The 16,959-nt window shown below is 60.7% G+C and carries 16 protein-coding genes; 8 read left to right on the top strand and 8 right to left on the bottom strand.

Going from position 1 to position 16,959, the window contains the following annotated elements; genetic code table 11:
* Positions 1–222 precede the first annotated feature (222 nt).
* From D886_RS0103405 to D886_RS26715, 4 genes are all read left to right on the top strand, one after another.
* On the top strand, positions 223–630 hold the full coding sequence (locus D886_RS0103405; RefSeq protein ID WP_027592555.1) for a hypothetical protein: 408 nt from the start codon (positions 223–225) through the stop codon (positions 628–630).
* Positions 631–754: 124 nt separating this feature from the next.
* A complete protein-coding gene (locus D886_RS0103400) occupies positions 755–1,387 on the top strand; it encodes a TetR family transcriptional regulator (protein WP_027592554.1) in 633 nt (210 codons plus the stop codon).
* A 130-nt stretch (positions 1,388–1,517) separates the two neighbouring features.
* Positions 1,518–2,615, top strand: coding sequence for an AGE family epimerase/isomerase (locus D886_RS0103395; protein WP_027592553.1), 1,098 nt, complete (start codon positions 1,518–1,520; stop codon positions 2,613–2,615).
* A gap of 73 nt (positions 2,616–2,688) precedes the next feature.
* Positions 2,689–2,934: a hypothetical protein gene (locus tag D886_RS26715; RefSeq protein ID WP_033693924.1), complete on the top strand. Its 246-nt coding sequence runs from the start codon at positions 2,689–2,691 to the stop codon at positions 2,932–2,934.
* A gap of 48 nt (positions 2,935–2,982) precedes the next feature.
* Here the strand turns inward: D886_RS26715 and D886_RS0103380 are convergent, their stop codons facing one another.
* The 6 genes from D886_RS0103380 to D886_RS0103355 form a co-directional block, all read right to left on the bottom strand.
* Complete coding sequence (locus D886_RS0103380; RefSeq protein WP_027592552.1) at positions 2,983–3,750, bottom strand: SDR family oxidoreductase; 768 nt, start codon at positions 3,748–3,750, stop codon at positions 2,983–2,985.
* Positions 3,751–4,354: 604 nt separating this feature from the next.
* A complete protein-coding gene (locus D886_RS0103375; protein WP_027592551.1) occupies positions 4,355–5,071 on the bottom strand; it encodes an ABC transporter ATP-binding protein in 717 nt (238 codons plus the stop codon).
* Complete coding sequence (locus D886_RS0103370; protein WP_027592550.1) at positions 5,068–5,943, bottom strand: ABC transporter ATP-binding protein; 876 nt, start codon at positions 5,941–5,943, stop codon at positions 5,068–5,070. The genes D886_RS0103375 and D886_RS0103370 overlap by 4 nt, the downstream gene beginning before the upstream one ends.
* Positions 5,940–7,241, bottom strand: a complete 1,302-nt coding sequence (livM, locus tag D886_RS0103365) for a high-affinity branched-chain amino acid ABC transporter permease LivM (RefSeq protein WP_027592549.1) — start codon at positions 7,239–7,241, stop codon at positions 5,940–5,942. Before livM ends, D886_RS0103370 begins: the two co-directional genes overlap by 4 nt.
* Positions 7,242–7,243: 2 nt before the next feature.
* Positions 7,244–8,158 (bottom strand): branched-chain amino acid ABC transporter permease, encoded by a 915-nt coding sequence (locus D886_RS0103360; protein ID WP_016489422.1) that lies wholly within the window; start codon positions 8,156–8,158, stop codon positions 7,244–7,246.
* A gap of 157 nt (positions 8,159–8,315) precedes the next feature.
* Positions 8,316–9,452, bottom strand: coding sequence for a branched-chain amino acid ABC transporter substrate-binding protein (locus D886_RS0103355; RefSeq protein ID WP_027592548.1), 1,137 nt, complete (start codon positions 9,450–9,452; stop codon positions 8,316–8,318).
* Positions 9,453–9,922: 470 nt separating this feature from the next.
* On the opposite strand from D886_RS0103355, the gene pncB reads away from it, so the two are divergent.
* Both pncB and nadE read left to right on the top strand, forming a co-directional pair.
* The gene (pncB, locus tag D886_RS0103350; protein WP_027592547.1) at positions 9,923–11,128 is read left to right on the top strand and encodes a nicotinate phosphoribosyltransferase; all 1,206 of its coding nucleotides are present in this window, start codon (positions 9,923–9,925) and stop codon (positions 11,126–11,128) included.
* A gap of 3 nt (positions 11,129–11,131) precedes the next feature.
* Entirely contained in the window at positions 11,132–11,959 is an 828-nt protein-coding gene (gene nadE / locus D886_RS0103345; RefSeq protein WP_027592546.1) for an ammonia-dependent NAD(+) synthetase, read from the top strand.
* A 119-nt stretch (positions 11,960–12,078) separates the two neighbouring features.
* Here nadE and azu read toward each other — a convergent pair whose 3' ends face one another.
* Complete coding sequence (azu, locus tag D886_RS0103340) at positions 12,079–12,528, bottom strand: azurin (RefSeq protein ID WP_027592545.1); 450 nt, start codon at positions 12,526–12,528, stop codon at positions 12,079–12,081.
* Between the two features lie 349 nt (positions 12,529–12,877).
* Between azu and D886_RS0103330 the strand changes: the two genes are divergently transcribed.
* Positions 12,878–13,465, top strand: coding sequence for a TIGR00730 family Rossman fold protein (locus D886_RS0103330; RefSeq protein ID WP_027592544.1), 588 nt, complete (start codon positions 12,878–12,880; stop codon positions 13,463–13,465).
* A gap of 134 nt (positions 13,466–13,599) precedes the next feature.
* On the opposite strand, the gene D886_RS0103325 is transcribed toward D886_RS0103330, so the two are convergent.
* A complete protein-coding gene (locus D886_RS0103325) occupies positions 13,600–15,900 on the bottom strand; it encodes a YgiQ family radical SAM protein (protein ID WP_027592543.1) in 2,301 nt (766 codons plus the stop codon).
* Positions 15,901–16,106: 206 nt separating this feature from the next.
* Here D886_RS0103325 and D886_RS27395 point away from each other — a divergent pair, with 206 nt between their 5' ends.
* The gene (locus D886_RS27395; protein WP_050580716.1) at positions 16,107–16,949 is read left to right on the top strand and encodes an RHS repeat-associated core domain-containing protein; all 843 of its coding nucleotides are present in this window, start codon (positions 16,107–16,109) and stop codon (positions 16,947–16,949) included.
* Positions 16,950–16,959 lie beyond the last annotated feature (10 nt).

The raw sequence follows: 16,959 nt of genomic DNA, 5'->3' as shown, positions 1-16,959 counted from the left end.
CTTCTTGTTCAGCATTTGCGCTGGGCAAGGGCGTTACCCTAGCCCTAAAGCGTGAAGTCAAAAAGCCACCACCCACCTCAAGACACTTGCACTAGAGCCTTCACCAGCCTCTATCAATGCTGTCGATTGTTACCATTATCCTTATGAACTTTTCTCTGGCGATCCCGGGCGTAGCATTGGCTCCGTACCCACTTTCCAGCCCCCCAGAGGAGCACCGAAATCATGAAACGCCACCTGCTGACCCTGACCCTGTCCCTGCTTGCTGCCAACGCTTTTGCCCTGCCGGCCGCTGAACAGCACCTGACCGCCGAATCACGTTCCAGCGCCGCAGAAATCGCCCAGCCGCTGAAAACCGTTGCCGAAGGCGGTTCGGATCGCTTGATCGAACGCACTGGCCGCGTAGCCGAAGGTGGCTCCGATCGCCTGATCGAACGCACTGGCCGCGTAGCCGAAGGTGGTTCCGACCGCCTGATCGAACGCACTGGCCGGGTTGCCGAAGGTGGTTCCGATCGCCTGATCGAGCGTGCTGGCCAAGTCGCCGAAGGCGGTGCCGACCGCTTGATCGAACGCAGTGGCCGCGTAGCTGAAGGTGGCTCGGATCGCCTGGTTGAACTCAGCCGTGTGAGCTGATCGCCATGGCCGAAAAGAACAACCTGCAGCACATTGCCTGCTCACCTCCAAGCCCGGTCCATTGACCGGGCTTCGTTTTTTTAACTAGAGTGCCCAGCCTCGACCGACACAGAATCCTGCCCCCATGCTGCCGCGCGCCGAACAGAAGCTACAGACCCGCCAGGCCCTGCTCGATGCCGCCTGCCAGCTCATGGAGAGTGGCCGTGGTTTCGGCAGCATCAGCCTGCGCGAAGTGGCGAAAACGGCGGGTATCGTACCGACCGGTTTCTACCGGCACTTCCCCGACATGGACGCACTGGGCCTGGCCTTGGTGGCCGAGGTCGATACCACCTTCCGCCAGACCATCCGCCTGGTGCGCCAGAACGAATTCGAGTTTGGTGGCATTACCGACGCCTCGGTACGCATCTTCCTCGACGTGGTCGCCGCCCACCGCGCCCAGTTCCTGTTCCTGGCCCGTGAGCAATACGGGGGCTCGCAGGCGGTCCGCCAGGCGATTGCCCGCCTGCGCCAGGACATCAGCGACGACCTGGCCACCGACCTGGCGCGCATGAAGCGCTGGCAGCACCTGGACGCTGCGGCACTGGCGGTGATGGCCGACCTGGTGGTGAAGACCGTGTTTGCTACCCTGCCGGAGCTGATCGACAGCCCCGACGCGGGTTATCCACAGGCCCTGACCGCGCAGGAAAAGATCACCCAGCAGCTGCGCTTCATCTTCGTCGGCGCACGCCATTGGCAGGGCTTGGGTAACCCGAGCTGATCTGTTGGCTACACGGGCTTCTTCGCGGGCACCTGTGGGAGCGGGCTTGCCCGCGAAGAGGCCCGTGTAAACAACCCAAAACCCCAGTTCTGCTACCATGGCGCACTGCCCGATTGTGACGAGCGCTTTCATGTCCGACCCCCGCCCCACTCCGCCCGAACTGGCCCGCTTCAACCAGCACTTCGCCGAGCGTATCGTGCCGCTGTGGCAAGGCCCGGGCTGGAACGACGAAATGGCCCTGCCCTTCGAAGCCCTGGACGCCCAGCACCGGCCATTGCCCGTGCAACGCTACCGGGCGATGGCCTGGGCTCGCCAACTGTACCTGTTCAGCAGCCGCATCGAGCAACCCGGCGCGGCAGCGCGAGCGGCGGCGTTGTTCCGTTCGTTGCAGCGGCATTTTCACGATGCCGAGCACGGTGGCTGGTTCTACAGCATCGATGCCGAAGGCAAGCCGCTGGACCGCCGCAAAGACCTCTACACCCATGCGTTCATCGTGTTTGCCTGCGCCCATTACTGGGGCAAGGTTCGCGAGAGCCTGGTGGAGTCTGCACTGAACGCTGCCCTGGAAATCATCAGCGAGCAGTTCGCCCGCGACGACGGCCTGTACGAGGCCAGCCTGGGTGAAGACTGGTCCGACCTGGGCAGCGGCCCGCTGCAGAATCCGCAGATGCACCTGGCCGAAGCGTTCCTGCAGGTGCTTGCCGTGCGTGAGGATGAAGGCGTGCAGCAGGCCCTGCTGCACCTGTGCGAGGCCCTGCAGGCGCAGTTCATCGAACCGCAGCATGGCCTGATGCTGGAAAAGCCAAACGGCGCTGTGGATAACTGGTTCGAACCGGGTCATCAGTTCGAGTGGTTTTACCTGCTCGATACCTCGCCCCTGCTACGTGGCACGCCACTGCATGGCTCCATTGCCCGCGCCTTCGAATACGCCGAGCAGTACGGGGTTAAAGATTCCGCGGTGCTGTCGATGCTCGCGGTGGACGGCAAGGTGCTCGACGCCACCCAACGGATCTGGGCCCAGGCGGAGTACCTGCGGGCGCTGGCGTTGCGGTCGGGGAATGAGGCGAAACTGGCTGCGCAGTTGCAGGCGATGGAGCAGCGATTCCTGCATGAAGGCGGCTGGTATGAGTGCCGGGATGGCGAGGGTGCGGTTAGCCGACATGACATGCCTTCGACTACGCCTTATCACTTGGCGACTTGCCTGGAAGGGCTTCAGCGCTTGCAATGACCTGACATTTTTACCAGTTTCCGTTCTCGTGACGCGTTGATAGCGTAAGGACTCCATTGATAGGAGTTCGGCCATGAGCAATGAAACGCTGAAGGCTCACTTTGAAAAGCAAATTGCTGCTACCGAAAAGGATGTCACGACCTCGAAGCTTGAGAAGAACAAGCTGCTCCACGAGCAAAAGCTGCGCCTGCTTTCAAGCCTGCTGAGGTATGCCGAGGGGCACCCAACCAGAGAAGATGCCATGCTCGCTGATGTCGTCAACGATATGCTGCAAGCCTTGCACCTTCTCGATTCAGACAAAACCTTCCGCGACCACTGAAAGCCGTGAAGCAGCATGGGCAGGCTTTTTACCCGCCCATGCTGCTGATCAGCCCTTGACCGACCGATCGATCGAGAACCCTGCCCAGTCCTGGCTCACCGGCATCAGCTCCAGGCTGTTGATGTTGATGTGCGCCGGCTGGTTGAGAATCCAGAAGATGGTCTCGGCAATATCCTGCGGCTGGATCGGCTCGGCACCTGCGTAGGTGGCGTCGTACTTGGCCTGGTCGCCACCGAAACGCACCAGCGAGAACTCGCTCTCGCACAGCCCCGGCTCGATGTTACTGACGCGCACGCCCGTGCCGCGCAGGTCGCAACGCAGGCTCAGCGAGAACTGCCCAACAAACGCCTTGGTGCCGCCATACACGTTGCTGCCCGGGTACGGGTAATTGCCCGCCACCGACCCGACGTTGAGGATCGACGCACCACGCCCGTGGGCGATCAACCGGGGCAGCAGCAGGCGCGTGGTGTACATCAGGCCCTTGATGTTGGTGTCGACCATGGTTTCCCAGTCGTCCAGGCTGCAGTTCTGCGCCGCATCCACGCCCAGGGCCAGGCCAGCGTTGTTGACCAGGCCACGCAGTTTATCGAACCCAGGCGGCAGGTTACCGATGGCCGCCTCCATGGCGTTGCGGTCGCGCACATCGAGCACCAGCCCGTGCACCTCGGTCTGGGCTGACAGTTCTGCGCACAGCGCATCCAGGCGCTCCTTGCGGCGACCGGTGAGGATCAGCTTCCAGCCGGCCTGTGCAAAACGTCGGGCGGTGGCCTCGCCGAAACCGGAAGTCGCGCCAGTGATGAATACGGTGGACGTCATGCTGTGTTCCTCGCTGTGGATTATTTTCGGCAGGGTTTGCAGCATGCCTTCGTACCACGCAGGCAGCAAGCCATTGAAGCCATTGGTCAAAAAATGATCATACCTGCCAAAGCCGCGTAGCAGAGGGCTTCGCGCCAGCTATGCGCACGTTATCCACAAGGCTTTCCCCACGGATTGGGGGCAACTTATCGAGTTCGCGGAACCCTTTCAGCGATCCACGGCCGGTGGATATCTCTGAGGTGATGGCGCAAGGCTTTCAACCATGCCGCTTGCAGCGGTCTGTCCAAGGTTTTTGCACAGACTTACCCACAGGTTTTACCAGGCCTCGAACGCAGCAGCCTGTGAGTAAAAAACCGTGAAAAATCATCCACAAGGGCAAAGCGATCAAAAAACGATCAACACCCTACAAGGCTTGATAACAAAGGGCTGTAGCGAGGTGCACCCATGTTTTCCACAGGCGGTTCCACATTATCCGTGGGTAAAACAAGGCTGTGGAAACAATGGCTTGAGAAGGGTTTTTGGAGAGGCTGAAGAAGGGTGTGCGACAAGTTGTCCACATTCGGCTTGAAGCACTGGGGCCGCTAAGCGGCCCCAGTGTTACCACTCAGTGCCCGCCCAAATAGGCGCTGCGCACTTCTTCGTTCACCAACAACTCCTGGCCGGTGCCCGTCATGCGGATCTGCCCGTTGACCATCACATACGCCCGGTCCGACAACTTCAGCGCATGGTTGGCGTTCTGCTCAACGAGGAAGATGGTCATCCCCGTCTTGGCCAACTCACGCAAGGTGGCGAAGATCTGCTTGACCACGATCGGCGCCAGCCCCAGCGAGGGCTCATCGAGCAGCAACAGCTTCGGCCGGCTCATCAACGCGCGGGCGATGGCGAGCATCTGCTGCTCGCCCCCCGACATGGTCATGGCCCGCTGGGTGCGCCGCTCCTTCAACCGCGGGAACAGCTCGTACATCCGCTCCATGTCCTCCTTGGCGTATTTGTCGCCAATCGGGATGGTGCCCATCATCAGGTTTTCCTCGACGGTCATGTCGGGGAACACCCGCCGCCCCTCAGGTGACTGCGCAATACCGTTGGAAGCGATGTAATGCGACGACTTGCGGGTGATGTCTGTGCCCCGGTAAACGATGTGCCCCGAAGACGCGCGCGGCTGGCCGAAAATCGACATCAGCAAGGTCGATTTGCCGGCACCGTTGGCACCGATCAGGCTCACCGTCTCGCCTTCGTTGATGTGCATCGACACCTTCTTCAGGGCCTGGATCGGCCCGTAGAACACATCCAGCTCCTTCAGCTCGAGAATGGGTGCACTCATACCAGTTCCTCTTCGTCTGCACCCAGGTAGGCGGCAATCACCGTCGGGTTGTTGCGGATTTCCTGTGGCGCGCCTTCGGCGATCACGTTGCCATGGTCAAGCACGACGATATGGTCGGAAATGCTCATGACCATGCCCATGTCGTGCTCGATCAGCACCACGGTGATGTCGTGCTCGTCACGCAGCACGCGGATCATGCCACTGAGCGCCTCGGTTTCCTGCGGGTTGAGGCCGGCAGCCGGTTCGTCCAGGCAGATGATCTTCGGCCGCGTGCACATGGCCCGGGCGATTTCCAGGCGACGCTGCTGGCCATAAGACAACTCACCGGCCAAGCGGTTGGCGCAATCGACCAGGTCGACCACCTCCAGCCAATAGAACGCATGGTCGAGGGCATCGCTCTCGGCCTTGCGGTAGGCCTTGGTGTTGAGCACCCCGGCCAGCAGGTTGCGGTTGACCCACATGTGCTGGGCCACCAACAGGTTCTCCACCACCGACATTTCCTTGAACAGGCGAATGTTCTGGAAGGTCCGGGCGAGGCCGGCGCGGTTCACCAGGTGGGTGCCGCCGAACATCTTGTAGTACAGGCGGTTGGCAAAGCGAGCGGGCGAAACGAAGTCCGTCGCCTGGAAGCGCTCGCCGAGCAACTGGATGACGTTGGTCTGGCTGCCGCGCACGTTCAGTTCGATACGCCCGCCGCTGGCTTTGTAGAAGCCGGTCAGGCAGTTGAACACCGTGGTCTTGCCCGCACCGTTGGGGCCGATCAGCGCGAAGATCTGGTTGCGCCGGACCTTGAGGCTCACGTCACTCAGCGCCTTGATGCCGCCAAACTGCATCATCAGGTTGTCGACCGACAGAATGATATCGTCGTTCATGGCGCCACTCCTTTACGCGGGACCACACCGGTACGACTGATGCGGATCAGCCCACGCGGTCGCCAGATCATCATCAACACCATCAATACGCCAAACAGCAGCACGCGGTACTCGGAGAAGCTGCGCAGCAGCTCTGGCGCCACGGTCAGCACGAACGCTGCGATCACCACACCGACGGTCGAGCCCATGCCACCCAACACGACGATGGCGAGGATCAAGGCCGACTCGAAGAAAGTGAACGACGACGGGTTGACGAAGCCCTGGTACGTGGCGAAGAACACGCCCGCCAGGCCCGCGGTGGAAGCCCCCAGGGTGAACGCCGAAAGCTTGACCAGCACGTGGTTCAGGCCCATCGAGCGGCAGGCGATCTCGTCTTCACGCAGGGCTTCCCAGGCGCGGCCGACCGGCATGCGGGTCAACCGGTGCTTGATGTACAGCACTGCCAGCACCACCAGGAACAGCACGGCGTAGATGAACACGAACTTCAGGTTGGCGTTGTAATCGATGCCAAGAAACTCATGGATCGGCACCCCACCGTCCTTGGCCCGGCGGCCGAATTCCAGGCCAAAGAAGGTCGGCGACGGTGCCGGCATGCCGTTCGGGCCACCGGTGAACGACAGCCAGTTGTTCAGCACCAGGCGGATGATCTCGCCAAAGCCCAGGGTCACGATCGCCAGGTAGTCACCGTGCATGCGTAACACCGGGAAGCCGAGTATGCACCCCGCCAGCGCCGCCGCGATCGCCGCCAGCGGCAGCACGCTCCAGAAGCCCAGGCCCAGGTACTGGTAGCCTAACGCCAGGCCGTAGGCGCCGATGGCGTAGAACGCCACGTAACCCAGGTCGAGCAGGCCCGCCAGGCCGACCACGATGTTCAGGCCAAGGCCCAGCAACACGTAGATCAGGCCGAGGATGACCACGGTCAGCAGGTACTTGTTGGCAAAGATTGGGAAGACGATGGCAATCACCACCAGCGCCGGGATGATGTAGCGCAGCCGCGACTTGTAGTCCGGCGCGTTCACATGCACGCCCGAGCCACCGTTGTCGAAGCCTTGGAGCATGCGCCGCCCGGCGCCTGTCTGCAGGTACAGGCTGAGCAGGAAGCGCCCGACCATCACCCCGCCAACCAGCCACGCCACGCGGCGGGGTTCGGCGTTGAAGCTGTAGCCGTCGAGCACCACGCCGACGACCGGGCCAAAGACAATGAGCGCCAGCAGGCCGGCGACGAAGGTCTCCAGCAGGCTGCGTTTGAGGTCGAAACCATGGGTTTCGGAAACAGGGGCAGTTTTGGCAGTGGACATGTTCACACCTTAGCCACGAGCGGGCGACCCAGCAGGCCTTGGGGACGGAAGATGAGGATCATCACCAGCAGCGAGAAGCTGAATACGTCCTTGTAGTCGGAGTTGATCAGGCCAGAGAACAGCGACTCGGAGATGCCGAGAATGATGCCGCCGAGCATGGCCCCCGGTAGCGAACCGATGCCGCCCAATACCGCCGCCGTGAACGCCTTGATGCCAATGATGAAGCCGGCATAGAAGTCGAAGGTGCCGTAGTTCATGGTGATCAGCACACCCGCCAGTGCGGCCATGACTGCACCGATGACGAATACGTAGGAAATCACCCGATCGGTGTTGATGCCCAGGATCGAAGCCATCTTGCGATCTTGCTGCGTGGCGCGGCACATGCGGCCGAGCTTGGTGTACTTGATCACATAGGTCAGCAGGCCCATGCCGACGAATGCGGCAATCAGGATGAAGATCTTGGTGTAGGTCAATTGCACGAAGCCGGTGCCGACTTCTACCCGCAAGGCGCCTTCAAGCAGGGTTGGCACGCCCTGCTGGCGGGCGCCCTGGCTGATCTGTGCATAGTTTTGCAGGATCAGCGAGATGCCGATGGCACTGATCAGCGGTGCCAGACGGGTGGAGTTGCGCAGGGGTTTGTAGGCGATGCGTTCGATGGTGAAGCCATAGACGCCCGTGACGACGACGGTGAACAACAGCGTGCCCAGCATCAGAAGCGGGAACGATTCGACGCCGAAATAGGCCAGCAATGCCAGGCTGATCGCCGCGAGGTACGCGGAAATCATATACACCTCGCCGTGCGCGAAGTTGATCATGCCGATGATGCCATAGACCATTGTGTAGCCGATGGCGATCAGGCCATAGACCGACCCGAGGGTCAGGCCATTGACCAGTTGCTGCAGAAAAATACCATCCATAACGCAATCTCACCTGATTGAGATTGCACGAGCGCCTACCACGGCGGGCCCTGAATGCAGCGGCCCTCGCAGCGCAGAACTGTGCAGATCTACGGATAAAGACAGGTACCGCGGGGCTGCAGCCCGGGGCAGTAAGCACCCGGGCCGGTAGCCGTTATTATTTTTGTTTTTCCAGCTGGTGGTATTTACCGTCTTTGTCCCACTGGTAGACCACGTAGTCGGAGACGGTCAGGTCGCCCTTGCTGTCCCACTTCTTCTCGCCCATGACGGTCTTGACCGGGTTGGCCTTGAGCCATTTGGCGGCGTCTTCGCCTTTGTTCGACTTGGCACCGTTGAACGCGGCGGCAAGCGCCTGCAACGAGGCATAGGCGTACAGGGTGTAGCCTTCAGGCTCGGTACCGTTCTTGCGGAACTCTTCCACCACGGCCTTGCTGTCCGGCAGCAGGCGCGGGTCGGCGCCGAAGGTCATGTACACGCCATCGACGTACTGTGCACCACCCGCCGTGGACACCAGTTCGTCGGTGACGATGCCATCATCGGACATGAACTTGACGTCCTTCAGGCCTTGCTCACGCAGTTGGCGTACCAGTGGGCCGGCCTCTGGGTGCAGGCCACCGAAATAGACCACGTCGGCGCCGGTGGAGCGGATCTTGGTGACCACGGCGCTGAAGTCTTTCTCGCCGCGGGTCAGGCCTTCGTACAGCACAGGCTTCACGCCACGCTTCTCGAGCTGCGCCTTGGTGGCATCGGCCAGGCCTTGGCCGTAGGTGTCCTTGTCGTGCAGCACGGCCACCTTCTTGCCTTTGAGCACATCGACGATGTAGTCACCGGCAACGATGCCCTGCTGGTCGTCACGGCCACACATGCGGAACATGGCGGAAAGGCCGCGCTCGGTCACCTGCGGGTTGGTCGAGCCTGGGGTGATGGCGATCACACCGGCTTCGTCGTACACCTCGGAAGCAGGGATGGTGTTGGAGGAGCAGAAGTGGCCGACCACGCCTGCCACTTTGTCCTGGTCGACCAGGCGGTTGGCCACGGCCACGGCTTGCTTCGGTTCGCAGGCATCATCGCCCTTCACCAGGACGATCTTCTCGCCGTTGACCCCACCTTCGGCGTTGATCTTGTCGGCTGCCGCCTGGGCACCTTTCATGTACTGCTCGCCAAACGCTGCGTTGGCACCGGTCATCGGGCCTGCGACGCCGATCTTGATGTCGGCCTGAACATACGAAGAAATACCCAGTGCCGTAGCGACGGCCAGAGCCAGGAAACCTTTCTTGTAAAACGTCTGCGACATGAGGTGGTGCTCCTAGAGTTTTTTTGGTTGGCACTACAACTTCTCAACCCTGTGCTCAGAGCAAGGGCCGTGCCATTGGTTTTGTATTCCGGGAAATCACACAGCCAGGGTGGCTGGCAGGCGACCGACGGCCTTTTCTTTATTGAGCGTGCAACCGTCTGCCGCGCGGCAGGCGCCACCACACGTACAGACAAGGAGCAACCGTGGAGTGCCATCATTGCAACCCTGGCAAGTGTTTACGTGCAACCGCCCTGTAACAGCCGACGTCACCGAAGTGCACACCGCTGGTGCGCGACTGCTACAGGCAGCACTGTTTCAAGGCTAGCGGGTGCACGGAAAAACACCTCTGTTTTGGCCGTTATGCCGGCCAGATGGGAGCGGGCTTGCCCGCGAATGGGCCGCAGCAGAAACATGAAAATGCAAAAGGCTGGCACAATGGCCGCCATTCGCCGCTTCCGGAGCCACCCTTGATGAGCGAGAGCGCATTCGCCGAGCGCATCGTGCACAACCTGCTCGACACCGACTTCTACAAACTCACCATGATGCAGGGTGTGCTGCACAACTACCCGGACGCCGACGTGGAATGGGAGTTTCGCTGCCGCAACGGCGAAGACCTGCGCCCTTACCTCGGCGAGATCCGCAACCAGCTCGAACTGCTCAGCGACCTGACCCTGGATGAAGGCCAACTGGGCTTTCTGGAACGTATCAGCTTTCTCAAGCCAGACTTCCTGCGGTTTCTGCGCCTGTTCCGCTTCAACCTGCGTTACGTGCGCCTCGGCATCGAAAACGATCAACTGTTCCTACGCCTGCGTGGCCCCTGGCTGCACGTGATCCTGTTTGAAGTGCCCTTATTGGCCATCATCAGCGAAGTGCGCAACCGCCACCTGCACCCGCACATGCGCCTGGCCGAAGCCCGCGACCAGCTGTACCGCAAGTTCGACTGGCTGCGCGCGCATGCCAGTGACGACGAGCTGGCCGACCTGCAAGTGGCCGATTTCGGCACCCGCCGGCGGTTTTCCAGCCGTGTTCAGGAAGAGGTGGTACGGGTGCTGCGTGATGACTTCCCGGCCCGTTTCGTGGGCACCAGCAACGTCGACCTGGCATGGAAACTGGATATCAAGCCGCTGGGCACCATGGCCCACGAATGGATCATGGCGCACCAACAGCTCGGCCCGCGCTTGATCGACAGCCAGAGCGCCGCGCTGGACTGCTGGGTACGCGAGTACCGCGGCCTGCTGGGCATCGCCCTGACCGACTGCATCACCATGGACGCCTTCCTCGGCGATTTCGATTTGTACTTCGCCAAGCTGTTCGACGGCCTGCGCCACGATTCGGGCGAGCCAGTGGCCTGGGCGGAAAAGGCCATTGTCCATTACCAGAAGCTGGGTATCGACCCGATGACCAAGACCCTGGTGTTTTCCGACGGCCTCAACCTGACCCGTTCGCTGGAAATCTTCCGTGCCCTGCGCGGCCGCATCAACGTCAGTTTCGGCATCGGCACCAACCTGACCTGCGACATACCGGGTGTGGCGCCGATGAACATCGTGCTTAAAATGACCGACTGCAATGGCTCGCCGGTGGCGAAAATCTCTGACGAGGCGGCCAAGACCCAGTGCCGCGACGAGAACTTCGTTGCCTACATGCGCCACGTTTTCAAAATCCCCAGCAAGGAGTAACCCATGCAAGCCGTTCAGCGAGAGATTGCCCAAGCGCTCAAGGTGCAGCCACCGTTCGCCGATGCCGCCGCGCTCGACAACGAAGTGGCTCGGCGCGTGGCGTTCATCAAGGAGTGCCTGGCCAATGCCCGGCTCAAAACGCTGGTACTGGGCATCAGTGGCGGTGTCGACTCACTGACCGCTGCCCTGCTTGCCCAGCGCGCGATCAACGAGCTGCGTGCCGAAACCGGCGATAAGGCCTACACCTTCATTGCCGTGCGCTTGCCCTATCAGGTGCAGCATGACGAGCATGACGCCCAAGCGTGCCTTGACGTGATCAAGGCCGATGAAGTGCACACCGTCGACATTGCACCGGCAGTGAAAGCGTTGGCAGCTGAGGTGGTGGAACTGAAAAACGGCTCGCCGACGCTGGTGGACTTCGTTGTCGGCAACGTCAAGGCGCGTACCCGCATGGTCGCCCAATACACCATCGCCGGCGCCCGTGCAGGCCTGGTGATCGGCACTGACCATGCCGCCGAAGCGGTGATGGGCTTCTTTACCAAGTTTGGTGATGGTGCCTGCGACCTGGCCCCGCTGAGCGGGCTGGTGAAAAACCAGGTACGGGCCATTGCGCGCCGCTTTGGTGCGCCGGAATCGCTGGTGGAGAAGGTGCCGACAGCGGACCTGGAAGACCTTGAGCCGGGCAAGCCGGACGAGGCGTCACATGGCGTGACGTATGAGCAGATTGATGCGTTCCTGCAGGGGCAGCCGGTTGATCAGGCAGCGTTCGACATCATCGTCGCGACCTACCGCAAGACCCAGCACAAGCGCGAACTGCCGTTCGCGCCTTGAGGGCCTGGGGCCGCTTTGCGGCCCATTCGCAGCACAAGGCTGCTCCTACAGACGCTTGCATTCCCCTGTAGGAGCAGCCTTGTGCTGCGAATGGAGGGCAAAGCCCTCCCCTTACTCAATTACTTGACGACAACCTTGCCCTTCATCATCGAGATGTGGCCCGGGAAGGTGCAGAAGAAGCTGTAGTCGCCACCGGCTTCAAGCTTGGACGTGTCGAACTTCACTTCGGTTTCTTTCTCCGGCGCACCGATCATCGCGGTGTGGGCGATGATGTTGGCGTTGTCTTCTTTCAGGTAGCCCTTCTCGATGCCCTGGCTCATGCCTTCAGTGGCAATCGCCTGCATGTCAGCAGTCTTGCTAATCACCAGGTTATGGCCCATGACGTTCTTCGGCAGGTTGCCGGAGTGGGTCAGTTTGACGGTGAACTCCTTGCAGCTCTTGTCGACGGTGAATTCCTTGGTGGTATAGGACATCTGGTCCGTCGATTCGACAGTCACCGAGCATTCGGCTGCGAAGACAGAGGCGCTGGCGAGGGTCAGCAGGGATACCGCTACAGCTTTCGCAAACATCATGAATCTCCTTGGCAGGGTTTTATCAATTGCGAGACTGCCTGAAACCGTTCAGCCCCTTTCTGATATGGGTCAAGGGGGTGTCAAGTGGCCAGCCAGTAGAATTGTTCAATGGATTGTATACAACCAATCTAAGGGCACATCATGCCCTTTTATTGGAGGATGGGACAACCTCTCATTTAGGAGCAATACCAAATGCGCATTTCCAGCTTCATGAACAGCCTGCTTGCCGCCTATGCCCAGGGTGCCACGGGTGCTGTCTGCGAATTCTCCCGGCCGGAATGACACCGGCCTTGGAACGGCCAGGCATGCGCCGTACCCTGTCATTCTGAATGATTGGAGATGAGCAATGCTTGTACGTTCCGTGTGTGTCTTCTGCGGCGCCAGCATCGGCGCCAACCCTGCTTACCGTGAAGCGGCCGTCGCCCTGGGCCAGGCCATTGCCCGGCGCGGCCTGACCCTGGTTTATGGTGGCGGCGCTGTCGGCTTGATGGGCGTCGTGGCCGATGCTGCCATGGCTGCGGGCGGCGAAGTGGTCGGGATCATCCCGCAAAGCCTGCTGGACGCCGAGGTGGGCCACAAGGGCCTGAGCCGCCTGGAGGTGGTCGATGGCATGCACGCGCGCAAGGCGCGCATGGCCGAACTCAGCGATGCCTTCATTGCGCTGCCGGGTGGGCTGGGTACGCTGGAGGAGTTGTTCGAGGTGTGGACCTGGGGGCAACTGGGCTATCACGCCAAGCCGCTGGGCCTGCTCGATGTGAATGGCTTTTATGAAAAGCTGGGCGGGCTCCTTGACCATATCGTCGAGGAAGGTTTCGTGCGGCCGCAGCATCGGGCGATGTTGCTGCTGGGGCAGCAGGCGGATGCATTGCTGGATGGGATGAATGAATTCGTCGCGCCGGTAGCGCCGAAGTGGGTCGACAAGCAGCCGGATTGAACTGAAAGGGGCTGCTTTGCAGCCCATCGCAGGCAAGCCAGCTCCTACAGATACAATGCAGCATTCAAGGCCTGCGCTGTACCTGTAGGAGCTGGCTTGCCTGCGATGGGCCGCAAAGCGGCCCCCTTCAAGCCTCAGCGCGGAATAACGGGCTGACGCGGCTTCTTACCCTTGCCGCCACCCTTGGCCGCTTCCTTGCGCTCCTTGGCCGCCTGCTGGTTGCGGGCAAATGCCTCGGCCTTGGCCTTCTCACGCTTGTCCCACGGCTTGCTGCCATCGCTGCCACGCGGTGGCAGGCCGGTGTGCTGGGTCAGGATCTTCTGCTCCTTGCCTACCTTGTGGCTGCCAGCCGGCGTCGAGTTCTTGCGGCGGGCGCTCTGGTAGCTGTCGGACTGCGGCTGATGCAGCGGAATCAGCTGGTGCTTGCCTGGCCCGATCAAATCGGCACGGCCCATGCGCTCCAGCGCCTCACGCAGCATCGGCCAGCCCTTCGGATCGTGATAACGCAAAAACGCCTTGTGCAGACGGCGCTGCTCCTCGCTCTTGACGATCTCAACGCCTTCGCTCTTGTAGGTCACCTTGCGCAGCGGGTTCTTGCCCGAGTGGTACATGGCCGTGGCCGACGCCATGGGCGACGGGTAGAAGGCCTGCACCTGGTCGGCGCGGAAGCCGTTGCCCTTGAGCCACAGGGCCAGGTTCATCATGTCTTCGTCGGTGGTGCCTGGGTGCGCGGCGATGAAGTACGGGATCAGGTACTGCTCCTTGCCCGCCTCTTTCGAAAACTTCTCGAACATGCGCTTGAAGCGGTCATAAGTGCCGATGCCCGGCTTCATCATCTTGTCCAGCGGGCCACGCTCGGTGTGCTCCGGGGCAATCTTCAGGTAGCCGCCCACGTGGTGGGTGACCAGCTCCTTGACGTACTCCGGCGACTCGACCGCCAGGTCGTAACGCAGGCCCGAGGCGATCAGGATCTTCTTCACACCCGGCAAGGCACGCGCCTTGCGGTACAGCTCGATCAACGAGCTGTGGTCGGTGTTGAGGTTTTCACAGATACCCGGGAACACGCACGACGGCTTGCGGCAGTGCTTCTCGATCTCGTGGCTCTTGCAGGCGATGCGGTACATGTTGGCGGTCGGGCCGCCAAGGTCGGAAACCACGCCGGTGAAGCCCGGCACCTTGTCACGCATCTCCTCGATCTCGTGCAGGATCGATTCGTGGGAGCGGTTCTGGATGATGCGACCTTCGTGCTCGGTGATCGAGCAGAAGGTGCAGCCACCGAAGCAGCCACGCATGATGTTCACTGAGAAGCGGATCATCTCGTACGCCGGGATGCGCTCTTTGCCATAGGCCGGGTGCGGAACACGTGCGTAAGGCATGCCAAACACGTAGTCCATTTCTTCGGTGGTCATGGGGATGGGTGGCGGGTTGAACCACACGTCCACTTCGCCATGCTTCTGCACCAGGGCGCGGGCGTTGCCTGGGTTGGTTTCCAGGTGCAGCACGCGGTTGGCGTGGGCATACAGCACCGGGTCGTTACGCACCTTCTCGAACGACGGCAGGCGGATCACCGACTTGTCGCGGGTCATGCCCGGGCTGTCGAGAATCTGCACCACCTTGGCTTCGTTCGGGTCTTCCACGTCACCTTTGGCTTGCTCGATGGCACACGCCTGGGTGTCTTGGGTGTTGACGTAGGGGTTGATGATCTTGTCGACGCGGCCAGGGCGGTCGATGCGGGTGGAGTCGATCTCGAACCAGCCCTGCGGCGTGTCACGGCGCACGAACGCGGTGCCGCGCACGTCGGTGATGTGTTCGATGCTCTCACCCTGGGACAGGCGCTGGGCGACTTCGACAATGGCCCGCTCGGCGTTGCCGTACAGCAGGATGTCGGCGCTGGCGTCGATCAGGATCGAATGGCGGACCTTGTCCTGCCAGTAGTCATAATGGGCGATGCGGCGCAGCGAAGCCTCGATGCCACCGAGCACGATCGGCACGTGCTTGTAGGCTTCCTTGCAACGCTGGCTGTACACCAGGCTGGCGCGGTCCGGACGCTTGCCGGCCATGCCGCCAGGGGTGTAGGCGTCGTCGGAACGGATCTTCTTGTCCGCGGTGTAGCGGTTGATCATCGAATCCATGTTGCCGGCCGCGACGCCGAAGAACAGGTTCGGCTCGCCCAGCTTCATGAAGTCGTCTTTGGACTGCCAGTTTGGCTGGGCGATGATGCCCACGCGGAAGCCCTGGGCTTCCAGCAGACGGCCGATGATGGCCATGCCGAACGACGCGTGGTCGACGTAGGCGTCCCCGGTCACGATGATGATGTCGCAGGAATCCCAGCCGAGCTGATCCATCTCCTCCCTGCTCATGGGCAGGAACGGTGCTGGCCCGAAGCATTCGGCCCAGTACTTGGGATAGTCGTAGAGTGGTTTGGCTGCTTGCATGTCAGTGACCGGTTCTGGTGTTCAGGGAAATCGCGGGCGCGGAATATAGCACAAATTTTGATCAAATCCGACGTTATTGATCGGTTTCTACTACCTCCAGATCACGCCCTTAGACCTGTCAGAATTACCAGTTGCCTACCCATACGGCACAGTTATCCTTCCTCCTAGATGTGCTGTAGCTCCAAACTTTCCACAGGAGCATAACCATGAAGCGCACCACCATTGTGGCCAGTGATGACTCGCAATCCCCGGTGGGCTTCACCGAGGGCGGAAAATTTTTACAGATCGCATTCACACCGTACGGCTGGAGCAAGGCACACCCCCTGACGGTAGGTTTTAAAGGCGAACACTTGGAGCCAGTTGCTCATCGTTTCGTACTGGGAGGAGGCCATCGCATGTACGATCCAGCGCTCATGCGTTTCAACAGTCCCGACCAGGAAAGCCCATTCAAAAAGGGGGGGCTCAATGCGTACGCATTTGTGATGGATGACCCGATCAACGGCAGTGACCCCACGGGACGTTTCGTAGAATTCTTCAGGTCCTTTTTCAACCGACTAACAACATCAAAAACCTACCAAGGTGAATTCGTTGCGGCGTTTGATGGAATCGTGGCGTTCACTGGAGCCGAGCGCCGCGATGGAAACCTTTCAACATTGTATTTGGTAGCCCACGGGACTGAAGGTTTGATCAGTGGGGACAATAAGAATATGTATAACGCCCAGAGAGTTTATGATTACCTGAGCATCCAAAAAGGCGTCAACATGCGCCACAGGCAAACCCATATTTTCGCTTGCGACACCAGTCTAACGAACCCCACAACCGGCACCTCGTTTATCTCTGACCTATCCAGCCTCACAGGGGCCCAATCGTCAGGCTATGACGCCACAGTATCGGTAAGCCATTGGCGAGATGGGGACACTGTTACTGCCCTGAAACACCGAGTGTTGCCATACCATGGCATGACATCGGTTAAGACCAGAGCAGGTGTTTTACGTAATCCCCACAAATTGAATCCCAGAAACGCCGAGGCAGATTTCTACAACGCCTGATTCAAAAAAG

Origin of the sequence: Pseudomonas sp. LAIL14HWK12:I7, assembly GCF_000483465.1 — a bacterium.
In the GTDB taxonomy this organism is placed as follows: Bacteria; Pseudomonadota; Gammaproteobacteria; order Pseudomonadales; family Pseudomonadaceae; genus Aquipseudomonas; species Aquipseudomonas kermanshahensis.
This window is presented reverse-complemented; position numbering and strand designations above follow the sequence as displayed.